The 12,253-nt window shown below is 59.4% G+C and carries 21 protein-coding genes; 20 read left to right on the forward strand and 1 reads right to left on the reverse strand.

Annotated elements, in window-relative coordinates; genetic code table 11:
* The first annotated feature begins 13 nt into the window (after positions 1–13).
* The 20 genes from rplP to NIM87_RS00640 all read left to right on the forward strand — a co-directional run bounded on the left by rplP (position 14) and on the right by NIM87_RS00640 (position 10,975).
* The gene (gene rplP / locus NIM87_RS00545) at positions 14–427 is read left to right on the forward strand and encodes a 50S ribosomal protein L16 (protein ID WP_254672687.1); all 414 of its coding nucleotides are present in this window, start codon (positions 14–16) and stop codon (positions 425–427) included.
* An 11-nt stretch (positions 428–438) separates the two neighbouring features.
* A complete protein-coding gene (gene rpmC / locus NIM87_RS00550) occupies positions 439–633 on the forward strand; it encodes a 50S ribosomal protein L29 (RefSeq protein WP_254672688.1) in 195 nt (64 codons plus the stop codon).
* A gap of 12 nt (positions 634–645) precedes the next feature.
* Entirely contained in the window at positions 646–891 is a 246-nt protein-coding gene (rpsQ, locus tag NIM87_RS00555) for a 30S ribosomal protein S17 (RefSeq protein WP_254672689.1), read from the forward strand.
* 64 nt (positions 892–955) lie between these two features.
* The gene (gene rplN, locus NIM87_RS00560) at positions 956–1,324 is read left to right on the forward strand and encodes a 50S ribosomal protein L14 (protein ID WP_086469610.1); all 369 of its coding nucleotides are present in this window, start codon (positions 956–958) and stop codon (positions 1,322–1,324) included.
* Positions 1,324–1,635: a 50S ribosomal protein L24 gene (rplX, locus tag NIM87_RS00565; protein ID WP_254672690.1), complete on the forward strand. Its 312-nt coding sequence runs from the start codon at positions 1,324–1,326 to the stop codon at positions 1,633–1,635. The genes rplN and rplX overlap by 1 nt, the downstream gene beginning before the upstream one ends.
* Complete coding sequence (gene rplE / locus NIM87_RS00570) at positions 1,628–2,185, forward strand: 50S ribosomal protein L5 (RefSeq protein WP_254672691.1); 558 nt, start codon at positions 1,628–1,630, stop codon at positions 2,183–2,185. The genes rplX and rplE overlap by 8 nt, the downstream gene beginning before the upstream one ends.
* Positions 2,186–2,216: 31 nt before the next feature.
* Positions 2,217–2,522 (forward strand): 30S ribosomal protein S14, encoded by a 306-nt coding sequence (gene rpsN, locus NIM87_RS00575; RefSeq protein ID WP_254672692.1) that lies wholly within the window; start codon positions 2,217–2,219, stop codon positions 2,520–2,522.
* Positions 2,523–2,534: 12 nt separating this feature from the next.
* Entirely contained in the window at positions 2,535–2,933 is a 399-nt protein-coding gene (rpsH, locus tag NIM87_RS00580) for a 30S ribosomal protein S8 (RefSeq protein ID WP_056308241.1), read from the forward strand.
* A gap of 47 nt (positions 2,934–2,980) precedes the next feature.
* The gene (gene rplF, locus NIM87_RS00585) at positions 2,981–3,514 is read left to right on the forward strand and encodes a 50S ribosomal protein L6 (RefSeq protein ID WP_254672693.1); all 534 of its coding nucleotides are present in this window, start codon (positions 2,981–2,983) and stop codon (positions 3,512–3,514) included.
* Positions 3,515–3,526: 12 nt separating this feature from the next.
* On the forward strand, positions 3,527–3,889 hold the full coding sequence (gene rplR, locus NIM87_RS00590; protein WP_254672694.1) for a 50S ribosomal protein L18: 363 nt from the start codon (positions 3,527–3,529) through the stop codon (positions 3,887–3,889).
* Positions 3,890–3,909: 20 nt separating this feature from the next.
* Positions 3,910–4,443 (forward strand): 30S ribosomal protein S5, encoded by a 534-nt coding sequence (gene rpsE / locus NIM87_RS00595; RefSeq protein ID WP_254672695.1) that lies wholly within the window; start codon positions 3,910–3,912, stop codon positions 4,441–4,443.
* A gap of 21 nt (positions 4,444–4,464) precedes the next feature.
* A complete protein-coding gene (gene rpmD, locus NIM87_RS00600; protein ID WP_254672696.1) occupies positions 4,465–4,653 on the forward strand; it encodes a 50S ribosomal protein L30 in 189 nt (62 codons plus the stop codon).
* A gap of 15 nt (positions 4,654–4,668) precedes the next feature.
* Positions 4,669–5,169 carry a 50S ribosomal protein L15 gene (gene rplO, locus NIM87_RS00605; protein ID WP_254672697.1) on the forward strand — a complete coding sequence of 167 codons (501 nt, stop codon included), beginning with the start codon at positions 4,669–4,671 and terminating at the stop codon, positions 5,167–5,169.
* 134 nt (positions 5,170–5,303) lie between these two features.
* A complete protein-coding gene (gene secY, locus NIM87_RS00610) occupies positions 5,304–6,644 on the forward strand; it encodes a preprotein translocase subunit SecY (protein ID WP_254672698.1) in 1,341 nt (446 codons plus the stop codon).
* Positions 6,641–7,210 (forward strand): adenylate kinase, encoded by a 570-nt coding sequence (locus NIM87_RS00615; RefSeq protein WP_254672699.1) that lies wholly within the window; start codon positions 6,641–6,643, stop codon positions 7,208–7,210. Before secY ends, NIM87_RS00615 begins: the two co-directional genes overlap by 4 nt.
* A gap of 173 nt (positions 7,211–7,383) precedes the next feature.
* The gene (gene rpsM / locus NIM87_RS00620; protein WP_254672700.1) at positions 7,384–7,752 is read left to right on the forward strand and encodes a 30S ribosomal protein S13; all 369 of its coding nucleotides are present in this window, start codon (positions 7,384–7,386) and stop codon (positions 7,750–7,752) included.
* Between the two features lie 156 nt (positions 7,753–7,908).
* On the forward strand, positions 7,909–8,301 hold the full coding sequence (gene rpsK / locus NIM87_RS00625) for a 30S ribosomal protein S11 (protein ID WP_086469598.1): 393 nt from the start codon (positions 7,909–7,911) through the stop codon (positions 8,299–8,301).
* Positions 8,302–8,370: 69 nt separating this feature from the next.
* A complete protein-coding gene (locus NIM87_RS00630; protein ID WP_254672701.1) occupies positions 8,371–9,417 on the forward strand; it encodes a DNA-directed RNA polymerase subunit alpha in 1,047 nt (348 codons plus the stop codon).
* 31 nt (positions 9,418–9,448) lie between these two features.
* Positions 9,449–9,871: a 50S ribosomal protein L17 gene (gene rplQ, locus NIM87_RS00635; RefSeq protein ID WP_254672702.1), complete on the forward strand. Its 423-nt coding sequence runs from the start codon at positions 9,449–9,451 to the stop codon at positions 9,869–9,871.
* A gap of 72 nt (positions 9,872–9,943) precedes the next feature.
* Positions 9,944–10,975: an NAD-dependent epimerase/dehydratase family protein gene (locus NIM87_RS00640; RefSeq protein ID WP_254672703.1), complete on the forward strand. Its 1,032-nt coding sequence runs from the start codon at positions 9,944–9,946 to the stop codon at positions 10,973–10,975.
* A 50-nt stretch (positions 10,976–11,025) separates the two neighbouring features.
* On the opposite strand, the gene NIM87_RS00645 is transcribed toward NIM87_RS00640, so the two are convergent.
* Positions 11,026–12,210: a type III PLP-dependent enzyme domain-containing protein gene (locus NIM87_RS00645; protein ID WP_254672704.1), complete on the reverse strand. Its 1,185-nt coding sequence runs from the start codon at positions 12,208–12,210 to the stop codon at positions 11,026–11,028.
* Positions 12,211–12,253: the final 43 nt, after the last annotated feature.

The raw sequence follows: 12,253 nt of genomic DNA on the forward strand, positions 1-12,253 counted from the left end.
AGGTTAGTTCATTATGCTGCAACCGAAGAGAACCAAATTCCGCAAGGCTCATAAGGGCCGCATCCATGGCCTGGCCAAGGGTGGTACCGATCTGGCTTTTGGCCAGTACGCTCTCAAGGCCACCGAGCCTGAGCGTGTTACCGCCCGCCAGATCGAGGCTGCCCGCCGTGCGATCACTCGTGAAATGAAGCGCCAGGGCCGCGTATGGATCCGGATTTTCCCGGACGTGCCGGTCTCCAAGAAGCCTACCGAAGTCCGTATGGGTAAGGGTAAGGGTTCGGTGGAATACTGGGCCGCTCGCGTTAAGCCGGGTCGTATCGTTTTTGAGATTGACGGCGTACCCGAAGACGTTGCAAAGGAGGCGCTTCGCCTCGGTGCAATGAAGTTGCCGATCACCACGCGTATTGTCACGCGTATTGCCGACTAAGGAACACGAGCATGAAAGCCAGTGATGTGCGGGCCAAGACCGCAGACGAACTGAAAGATCAGCTCGTCGACCTGAAGAAAGAACAGTTCAACCTGCGTTTCCAGCGCGCTACCCAGCAGTTGGAAAAGCCGGCCCGGGTGAAGGAAGTCCGTCGCGATGTCGCGCGGATCAAAACCATCCTCGGCCAAAAGAACGCAGCTAAGTAAGGATTCACACCCATGCCAAAGCGCGTTTTGCAGGGAACAGTCGTCTCAGACGCTAATGACAAGACCATCGTGGTTCGCGTCGAGCGCCGTTTCACCCATCCACTTCTGAAGAAGACCGTGCGTCGTTCCAAGAAGTACCACGCCCACGATGAGAACAACGTGGCCAAGGTCGGTCAGACCGTGTGGATCGAGGAAACAGCGCCGATTTCGAAGAACAAGCGTTGGGCACTTGTCCCAGCTTCTTCGCCGTCTGCGTAAGAGAAACAATTCAGGTCGGCGCGCCGGATGACGGTGCAGCCGATAAACTAGAAGGCATCCAGTCATGATCCAGATGCAGTCCAATCTCGACGTCGCCGATAACTCCGGCGCCAAGCGAGTCATGTGCATCAAGGTGCTGGGCGGTTCGCATCGTAAATACGCCTCGGTCGGCGACATTATTGTCGTTTCGGTCAAGGACGCTATTCCGCGCGGCCGTGTTAAAAAGGGCCAGGTGATGAAGGCCGTGGTGGTTCGCACCGCAACCGACATCCGTCGTCCCGATGGCACCGTCATCCGTTTCGACAAGAACGCCGCCGTTCTTCTGAACAATCAGAAGGAGCCGATCGGCACCCGTATCTTCGGACCGGTTCCGCGTGAACTCCGCGCCAAGAACCACATGAAGATCATCTCGCTTGCCCCAGAGGTGCTGTAATGGCCTCCAAGATTAAGAAGGGCGACAAAGTCGTCGTCCTGGCCGGCAAGGACAAGGGCAAGACCGGTCAGGTCCTGTCCGTCATCCCGACCGAAACCCGCGCGATTGTCCAGGGTATCAACCTTGTCCGTCGCCACCAGAAGCAGACCGCCTCGAGCGATGCCGGCATTTTCTCCAAGGAAGCGCCGATCCATCTTTCGAACCTGGCTGTCGCCGACAAGGATGGCAAGCCCAGCCGCGTCGGATTCCAGATCAAGGACGGCGTGAAGACCCGCGTCGCCAAGACCACCGGAGATCAGATCGATGGCTGAGACCGCTTACGTTCCGCGTCTCCGGACCGAATACGACACCACGATCAAGGCCGCGCTGCGCGAGCAGTTTGCCTACAAGAATGTCATGGAGCTGCCGCGCCTTGACAAGATCGTGCTGAACATGGGCGTCGGCGAGGCTGTCAACGACACCAAGAAGGTGAAGTCGGCTGCTGATGAGCTGCAGAAGATTGCCGGCCAGAAGCCGGTCATCACTCATGCCCGCAAGTCGATCGCAGGCTTCAAGGTCCGCGAGAACATGCCGCTGGGCGTGAAGGTTACCCTGCGCAAGACGCGCATGTACGAATTCCTGGATCGCCTGGTGAACATTGCACTGCCGCGCGTCCGCGACTTCCGTGGCCTGAACCCGAACGCTTTCGACGGCCGTGGCAACTATGCCATGGGCCTGAAGGAACACATCGTTTTCCCAGAGATCAACTATGATCAGATCGATCAGGTCTGGGGTATGGACATCGTGATTTGCACGACTGCCCAGAGCGACGATGAGGCGCGTGCGCTTCTTAAGGCTTTCAACTTCCCGTTCCGCACGTAAGCGGCATAGGGAAGGGATAAAGGATCAGGACATGGCAAAGACCAGCTCCATCGAAAAGAACAAGAAGCGCGTTGCCCTCAACAAGCAGTTTGGTGACAAGCGCGCTGCCCTCAAGGCAACCATCAAGAACCAGGACACTCCCATCGAGGAGCGTTTCAAGGCTAGCCTTCAGCTGGCTGAAATGCCGCGCAACTCGGCAAAGGTCCGCATTCGCAACCGTTGCGAAGTGTCCGGTCGTCCGCGTGGTTACTATCGCAAGCTCAAGATGAGCCGTATTGCCCTGCGTCAGCTGGGCAACCTGGGTCTGATCCCGGGTCTGGTGAAGTCGAGCTGGTAAGGAGAACATCAAATGAGCTTTTCCGATCCAATCGGCGATATGCTGACCCGCATCCGCAACGCTCAGGAGCGTCGCAAGAATTCCGTTTCGACACCGGCTTCGACCCTTCGTGGTCGCGTGCTGGATGTTCTCCAGTCCGAGGGTTTCATCCGCGGCTACTCGGAGACCAAGTTCGAGAACGGCGCTGCCGAATACGAGATTGAACTCAAGTATTCGGACAATGAAGGCGTTATCCGCACGATCGAACGCGTCTCGCGTCCTGGTCGCCGCGTGTACGCATCGGTCAAGAATATCCCGCAGGTTGCCAATGGCCTGGGTGTTTCGATCCTCTCCACCCCCAAGGGTGTGATGGCCGACCACGAAGCCAAGGCTGCCAATGTGGGTGGCGAGGTACTCTGCCGCGTCTTCTAAGCCACCTGGCTTAGAAGATCGGCAAGACGATTACTCAAGGAAGCATTATGTCACGTACTGGCAAGAAACCGGTGGCCCCGGTTAGCGGCGTCACGGTAGCGATCGATGGTCGCGCCCTGTCTGCCAAGGGCCCCAAGGGCGAATTGAGCATGCAGCTCATGGATATCGTCAATGTCGAGCAGGGTTCGGATGGTATCTCCATCACCCCCGCCAATGACACCCGTGAGGCTCGTGCCGCCTGGGGCACCACCCGCGCGCTGATCCAGAACATGGTCACCGGGGTGAGTGCTGGTTTCGAAAAGAAGCTGGCCATCCAGGGCGTGGGTTACCGCGCTGCCATGCAGGGCAAGGATGTCAAGCTGTCGCTGGGCTTTAGCCACGAAGTGATCTATGAGGCTCCCGAGGGTATCACCCTTGCCGTTCCGGTGCCGACTGAGATCGTCGTAACCGGCATCGACAAGCAGCAGGTTGGTCAAGTTGCGGCCGAGATCCGCAGCTGGCGTCCCCCCGAGCCCTACAAGGGCAAGGGCGTGCGGTACGCCGGCGAGCAGGTCTTCCGCAAAGAAGGCAAGAAGAAGTAAGGAGCGCCACCGATGGCAATTTCGGCAAAAGGTGCGGAACGCCGCAAGGCACGTGTCCGCAAGGCGCTCAAGGCTCGGGCCTTCGGTCGTCCCCGTCTCAGCGTTTTCCGCTCGGACAAGAATATCTACGCACAGATCATCGACGACACCACTGGTCGTACGCTGGCTGCCGCTTCGACCCTCGAAAAGGACCTGCGCGGTTCGGTCAAGAATGGCGGCAATGCCGACGCAGCAGTTGCTGTCGGCAAGCTGATCGCCGAGCGTGGCGTGAAGGCCGGTGTGGCTGAGGTCGTGTTCGACCGTGGCGCCTATATCTATCATGGCCGTGTTAAGGCCCTTGCAGACGCTGCCCGTGAGGGCGGTCTGCAGTTCTAACAACGGCGAGGAAGAGAATTATGAGCAGAGACGTTCAAGAACGCGAAAGCGAGTTCGTCGATCGCCTGGTCCACATCAATCGTGTGGCCAAGGTTGTTAAGGGCGGCCGTCGTTTCGGTTTTGCTGCCCTCGTCGTTGTCGGTGACCAGAAGGGTCGCGTCGGTTTCGGTCACGGCAAGGCCCGTGAAGTTCCCGAAGCCATCCGCAAGGCAACCGAGCAGGCCAAGCGCCAGATGATCCGGGTGCCGCTGCGCGATGCCCGTACGCTGCACCACGATGTTACCGGTCGCCATGGCGCCGGCAAGGTCATCCTGCGTGCTGCCGTTGCCGGTACCGGCATCATCGCCGGTGGTCCGATGCGCGCCGTTTTCGAGACGCTGGGCATCAACGACATCGTCGCCAAGTCGCAGGGCACAGCAAATCCCTACAACATGGTTCGTGCCACGTTCGACGCGCTCAAGCGCGTTGATAGCCCCCGTTCGGTGGCTTCGCGTCGCGGCATCAAGGTTTCCGAACTCCAGGCTCGCCGCGGCGAGACTGCAGTCGAAGCCTGATAGCGGGCCCGGAGAAGTACAATGGCAAAAGCTAAGACCATCGTCGTCAAGCAGGTTGGTTCGCCGATCCGCCGTGAAAAGAGCCAGCGCGCGACCCTTATCGGTCTCGGGCTCAACAAGATGAACAAAGAGCGTGAGCTCGTTGATACGCCCGAAGTTCGCGGCATGATCAACAAGATCCCGCACCTCGTCCGCGTTGTCGGCGAGTAAAGGAAGGTCGGATCAATGACTCGTTTGAACGAACTTCGCGATAATCCCGGGGCCAATAAGGTTCGCGTCCGTGTTGGCCGTGGCATTGGTTCGGGCGTCGGCAAGACCGGTGGTCGCGGTGGCAAGGGCCAGACGGCTCGCGCCGGTGTGGCTATCAACGGCTTTGAAGGCGGTCAGATGCCCCTTCACATGCGTATGCCGAAGCGTGGCTTCAACGCCTGGAACCCGAGCGACTTCAATGAAGTCCGTCTCGACCGCATCCAGGCCTATATCGACAGCGGCAAGCTTGACGCCAAGGCTGTGATCGACGCCGCTGCGCTGATCGCTGCCCGCGTGATCCGTCGTCCCAAGGACGGCGTGCGCCTGATCGGTTCGGAAGGCTTTTCGGCCAAGAAGGTTACCTTCAAGGTTGATTATGCAACCAAGGGCGCGACCGCTGCCATCGAGGCTGCTGGTGGTAAGCTCGATCTCATCCCGGTCAAAGAGACCTGGAAGAAGACCCCACACGCCAAGTAATCCACTTGGCAGGGCGCATCCGGTCTGACGGCTGGGTGCGCTCCTTTGGTTTGTTGCGTCTGGGTGGCACATATCCCATATATGCGTCTCCAGCGCTCCGAGCGCACCTGGCATTGTAGCCATAGGAGCGGTATATGGCGTCCGCAGCCGAACAGCTGGCACGTAATCTAAGTTTCTCTACCTTTTCGAAGGCCAAGGCCCTTCAGCAGCGCATCTGGTTCACTCTCGGAGCGCTGCTTGTTTATCGTCTTGGGACCTTCATTCCGGTTCCCGGTATTGATCCAGACGCTTTTCGCGCGACTTTTGAACAGTCGCAGCAGGGCATCATCGGCATGTTCAACATGTTTTCCGGTGGCGCCGTTGAGCGTATGGCGATTTTTGCGCTGAACCTGATTCCATACATTACTGCCTCCATCGTGGTGCAGGTGGTCTCGACAGCGTCGCCGCGCCTGGAAGCCCTCAAGAAGGAGGGTGGTGAAGCCGGCCGTCGCAAGATCAACCAGTACACCCGCTATCTGGCGGTCGTGTTCTGCGCCGTGCAGGCCTATGGCATTGCCGTGGGTCTGGAAGGCAGCCAGGGTGTTGTGCTCGATCCAGGTTGGTTCTTCCGTATCTCGACCGTGATCACCCTTGTGGGTGGCACCATGTTCCTGATGTGGCTAGGCGAACAGATCACGGCGCGCGGTGTTGGCAATGGTATTTCGCTGATCATCTTTGCCGGTATCGTCGCCAATCTGCCGTCCACTGTGGCGCAGACACTCGAGTTGGCCCGTACTGGCGCCATCCCGGCCTTTGCAGGCCTGGGCATGCTGCTGCTGGCGTTGATCGTGATTGCGATCATCGTGTTCTTTGAACGCGCTCAGCGCCGCTTGCTGATCCAGTATCCAAAGCGCCAGGTGGGCAACAAGCTGTTTCAGGGCGATACCTCGCATCTGCCGCTCAAGCTGAACACTTCCGGTGTGATCCCGGTGATCTTCGGGTCCTCGCTACTGCTGCTGCCGGCAACCATTGCCTCGTTTGCTGCCCAGGGGAATGCCCCGGGCTGGCTTACCACGGTGACGGCGCTGCTGGGCCGCGGCCAGCCGCTTTATCTGGCGCTGTTTGCCTTCTTCATTATCTTCTTCGCCTTTTTCTATACGGCGATCGTGTTCAACCCGACTGAAACGGCGGACAATCTGAAGCGCTCCGGCGGCTTCATTCCCGGTATCCGTCCGGGTGAGCGCACAGCGCAGCACATTGACTATGTGCTGACGCGCATCACGGTGGCGGGTGCCTTGTACCTGACTGTGGTGGCGCTGATTCCGGAAGTGCTGTTCAGCCAGTTGGCAGTCAGCCAGTTCATCGGTGGCACGTCGCTGCTGATCATGGTGACGGTGACGCTTGATACAATCACCCAGATCCAGAGCCATCTGGTGGCCCAGCAATATGAAGGGCTGCTGAAGAAATCCCGTCTTGGAGGAGGCAAGCGTCGATGAGGTTGATCCTGTTGGGCCCGCCGGGTGCGGGGAAGGGGACGCAGGCAAAGATTTTGGTGGATGCCTATGGTATTCCCCAGCTCTCGACCGGCGACATCCTTCGCGCTGCGATTGCGGCTAAAACCCCTCTGGGGCTGGAAGCCAAGGCAATTGTGGATCGCGGGGACCTTGTTTCCGACACGATCGTCAACGGCATTGTTTCGGAGCGTCTCGACGCCGATGACTGCAAGCCAGGCTTCATTCTCGACGGATTTCCACGCACCATCGCCCAGGCTGAGGCGCTGGATCAGATGCTGGAAGACAAGGGCATTGCCCTTGATGCCGTCGTCGAAATCAAGGCCGAGGCGGATGAGCTGGTCAAGCGGGTCATCAACCGAGCCAAGGAATCGGAGGGCGCACGCGCCGACGACAACGAGGAAGTGCTGCGCAAGCGCCTTGGTGTCTATTCTGAACAGACAGCACCGCTGGTCCAATATTACTCGGGCCGTGGTCTTCTGAAGCCTGTGGATGGCATGGCACCCGTGACTGAGGTTACGGCTGCAATCCAGGCCGCCCTGGGCAAGTAAACAAGAGGCTGGATGGGCTGTTGACTCGGCCCTGTCTTGTCCTTAAAGAACCGCACCAGTCTCATGGATCATTGGGCTGGATTCGGTTCTCCCTTAGTTGGGGGTCGAAATCCGGTCCCTTGTTGTTTAAAGGCACCCGCCGCGACGGCGCGTGTGAATGAAGGAGAGCAGACGTGGCTCGTATTGCTGGCGTCAACATCCCGACGAATAAGCGCGTGGTGATCGCGCTGCAGTATATTCACGGGATCGGCGAGAAATTCGCCAAGGATATCACTGACAAGGTCGGTATTCCGGCTGAGCGCCGTGTCAACGAGTTGACCGACGCCGAAGTGATCCAGATCCGTGAAGCCATCGACCGCGACTATGTCGTGGAAGGTGACCTGCGCCGTAACGTGGCGATGAACATCAAGCGCCTGATGGACCTGGGCAACTACCGTGGCCTGCGTCACCGTCGTGGCCTGCCGGTTCGTGGTCAGCGTACCCACACCAATGCGCGTACCCGCAAGGGTCCTGCCAAGCCGATCGCTGGCAAGAAGAAGTAAACGGGTCCCGCGGCCGCGGGGCACGAAATTTGAATTGGGAGTGGCGGGGCAAGTCTTTCGGGTGGCTCGATATGAGTTGGCCGAAATGTCTTGATCCGCTTCTTCCGTGGTGGAGCTGCTGGTACTACGGCAGCGCCGATACCCTAGAGGACTATAATGGCTAAAGCTGAAGTCGCGCGCGTCCGTCGTAAGGAGCGCAAGAACATCACCTCCGGCGTCGCACACGTGAACGCCTCCTTCAACAACACGATGATCACCATCGCCGACATGCAGGGCAACACCATCTCCTGGTCGTCCTCAGGCGTTATGGGCTTCAAGGGTTCGCGCAAGTCGACCCCTTATGCCGCTCAGGTCGCTGCTGAAGATGCTGCGAAGAAGGCCCAGGAACACGGCATGAAGACCCTTGAGGTTGAAGTGCGTGGCCCGGGTTCAGGCCGTGAGTCGGCCCTGCGTGCTCTGCAGGCTGCCGGCTTCAATGTCACTTCGATCCGTGACGTTACGTCGATCCCGCACAATGGTTGCCGCCCGCGCAAGCGTCGTCGCGTCTAACCAAGACGATCGGCTATCTCCCGGCCCATCGGGCCGCGGGTCCAATTGTGTTTGCGGCGGAGCGGCTGAATGGCCGCTAATTTGAAAGGACATACCGTGACGATCCAGAGGAACTGGCAGGAACTGATCAAGCCGACCAAGCTGGACATTGTTTCGGGCAGCGACAACGCGCGCTTGGCCTCGGTAGTTGCCGAGCCGCTTGAGCGCGGTTACGGGCTTACCCTGGGCAATGCTCTGCGTCGCGTGCTGCTGTCGTCGCTTCAGGGCGCGGCAGTGACCGCGATCCAGATTGACGGCATTTTGCATGAATTCTCCTCGCTGCCTGGTGTGCGCGAGGACATCACCGATCTCGTTCTCAACGTCAAAGAAATCGCCCTGAAGATGGGTGGCGAAGGCCCGAAGCGCCTGACCCTCTCCAAGCAGGGCCCGGCTGCCGTCACTGCTGGCGACATCAAGGTTTCCGGCGACATTGAAGTGCTGAACCCCGAGCTGGTCATCTGCCACCTCGATGACGGCGCCGAGATCAATATCGAGTTCACCGTCGATACCGGTAAGGGGTACGTCCCTGCCGACAAGAACCGTCCCGAGGACGCCCCGATCGGTTATATCCCGGTCGATGCGCTGTTCTCGCCGGTGCGCCGCGTGAGCTACAAGGTTGATGCTACCCGTGCGGGCGAGAGCCTGGACAAGGACAAGCTGACCTTGTCGGTCGAGACCAATGGCGCGATTTCGCCGGAAGATGCCGTGGCCTATGCCGCTCGCATTCTCCAGGATCAGCTGTCGGTTTTCGTCAACTTCGAAGAGCCCACCAAGGAAAAGGCCCAGGACGCTGTCCCGGAACTCGCCTTCAATCCTGCGCTGCTCAAGAAGGTCGACGAGCTCGAGCTGTCGGTCCGTTCGGCAAACTGCCTCAAGAACGACAACATCGTCTATATCGGCGACCTCATCCAGAAGACGGAAGCCGAGATGCTGCGGACTCCGAATTTCGGCCGCAAGTCGCTCAATGAAATCAAGGAAGTCCTGGCACAGATGGGGCTTCATCTCGGAATGGACGTCAACAACTGGCCGCCCGAGAATATCGATGACCTCGCCAAGCGCTACGAAGATCATTACTGATCCGGCGCTGCCAAGATTTTAGGAGACCACCATGCGCCACGCTTCTCGAGGCCGCAAGTTCAGCCGGACCGCTTCTCACCGTAAGGCGATGTTTGCGAATATGTCTGCAGCGCTGATCAAGCACGAACAGATCGTCACCACGCTTCCCAAGGCAAAGGACCTGCGTCCTATCGTTGAGAAGCTCATTACCCTGGGCAAGCGCGGCGACCTGCATGCGCGCCGCCAGGCCATCGCTCAAATCCGCGATGAAGCCCAGGTTGCCAAGCTCTTCGCAGTGCTCGGCCCGCGCTATGCCGAACGCCAGGGCGGTTACATCCGCATCCTGAAGGCCGGCTTCCGCTACGGCGACAACGCTCCGCTGGCCGTCATCGAGTTCGTTGATCGCGATGTCGATGCCAAGGGCAAGGACTCCGGTCCGGTCTTTACCCAGGACGACGAAGCCGAAGCGGCGTAAGTCGTGCTGTTGGCACACTGAATTGAGGCGGTCGCGGATTTCCGGGGCCGCCTTTTTGCTTTTGGGGTGAGCATGGATCGAGTTCTCGTGACCGGCGCGTCTGGCTTCGTGGCCAAGCACGTCATTGGTGAACTTCTGCGGGCCGGCTATGCCGTTCGAGGTACTGTGCGGGGGCAGGGCAAGGTGCCCGGCATCTGGGCCGCCGTGGCGGCGCTAGCGCCTGGCGAGGAAGCCAATCTCGAGCTGGTTGCGGCGGACCTTCTGGATGACCATGGTTGGGCCGACGCCATGCAGGGCATTTCGGCCGTGATGCATGTTGCGGCTGCCATTGTAGCGGTGGAACCCAAGGATCCGGCGGAGGTCGTGCGGCCCGCCGTCGAGGGAACCGAGCGGGTCCTGGCCTTTGCGGCAGCTGCGGGCATCAAACGGGTGGTCATGACGTCTTCCATCGCGACCGTGGGCTATGGGCTGGGTCATGAGCGCGGGGTGCGGCGCTATACCGAGGCGGATTTTACCAATTTGGATGGCATGCGGCAAAGCTGGGCCTATTGCATCGGCAAGACGCGAGCCGAGCGTGCTGCCTGGACTTTTGCGGAGCAGCATGGCCTGGAGCTGACCACCATTCATCCCGGCGCCATCCTTGGGCCGGCCACAGACGCGGACACGTCCATATCCCTGGGATTGGTTACCGGGCTGCTGGATGGCACCACGCCTGCCATGGCGCGGATCGGTTTTGCCATCAGTGATGTGCGCGATGTTGCCGCGATGCACCTGGCAGCGCTAGAGAAACCGGAAAGTGTAGGCCAGCGCTACCTTTGCACCGGCCCCTTCATGCGGTTCGAGCAAGTCGCTGATGTGCTGCGTCGCGCCTATCCAGATTATCCCGTGACCAGCAAGATCGTCCCTGACTGGATCATTCGACTTCTGGCCGCCTTTGGCGGATCGGTCCGCCAGGTCATCAACGATGTGGGCAATGAGAAGCATTTTGACGGCAGCAAGGGCGAGGCACTTTTGGGACGGCCCTATCGTTCGGTGGAAGACGCCATTTTGAGCGCCGCCGAGAGCGGTATTCGATTTGGCCTCGTCAAAGCCCTACATGCCTAGATTGACCGCTCCAGCACCAGCCGGAGCGGCTACAACCAAGGTTCGAGCTCTTATTCCGCAGGCTGCATGTCCTTGCCTGTGTAGACTTCCTCGACCCAGTATTGGTCGCGGCGGACGAAGCCGTTGAAGGGGGTGAGGGAGGCCTGGGTATAGGCGCCCATCAGCCCGAACTCGATCCAATCGTCCTCGTCGATGTCGGCTGGCAGGGTGAACACCTGGGGCAAAACGTCATAGCTGTCGCAGGTCGGACCCCAGATGGTGAATTCGGAGAATTCGCCATTGTTGTCGTGGAGGCGCGGGCCGCGCCAGACGCGCACCGGAGGGGTGAAGTGCATGAACTTCACTTCCATCAGCGCACCATAGGCCCCGTCATTGACATAGACCGACTGACCGCCCCGCTGATGCTTGACGCGCAACAGCAGTGATGTCGAGGAGGTGACGAGCGCCCGGCCGGGTTCGATGATCAGTTCAGGCTTCTTCTTGTCGCCGAAATGGTCGCTGACAGCTTGGGCGATGGTCTCGAAATAATAGTCCATCGGCGGCGCTTCGCTGGTCGGGTAGGGGGCCGGATAGCCGCCGCCGATGTTGAGGCGCTTGAGGTCAATGCCCGATTCCTCGACGATACGGGCCGCGGCTGCAATGTGACGCTCATAGGCATAGGCGTCTTCGCACTGGCTACCGACGTGGAAGCAAAGGCTGGGCGTGTAGCCCATCTTTTCCACGGCGGTGACGATTTCGGCGGCGCCCTGCTCCATGACGCCGAACTTGATGCCGAAATCGTAGGATTTCAGCGCCTTGCCAGCTTTGAAACGGGTGGTGACTTCAACGTCGCGGCTGGGTGAGACCACCGCGGCCAGCTGATCAAGCTGCTGGGGGTGATCGATGGTGAAACTGCGAACACCGAACTCCTCGTAGGCGCGCTCGATCTCGCGCTTGTTCTTGATCGGGTTGTTGTAGTGCATGACTGCGCCCGGTGCGTAGTCGCGGACAAGTTCCATCTCGACATTTGATGCCACATCGAAGGCCTTGAGGCCTTCGGCGTGAAGCTGGGCAATGATATGGGGCGATGGGTTGCACTTGACTGCATAGGTCAATAGCCCGTCAAAGCCCTTTTTGAAGACCTTGATCGCCTTGTGAAATTCCTTTTCCGAAAACAGGAAGGCGGGAAAATCGGGGGCTTCAGCAGCAATCAATGCCGAGGTGTTGGCATGAACGGTCTTCGGCTCGTCAGTCATTGGACAACAGGCCTTTCAGGGCTGGAGAGACGGGGAAAATTGA

The sequence above is a fragment of the Devosia ureilytica genome (assembly GCF_024273195.1).
Lineage (GTDB): Bacteria > Pseudomonadota > Alphaproteobacteria > Rhizobiales > Devosiaceae > Devosia > Devosia ureilytica.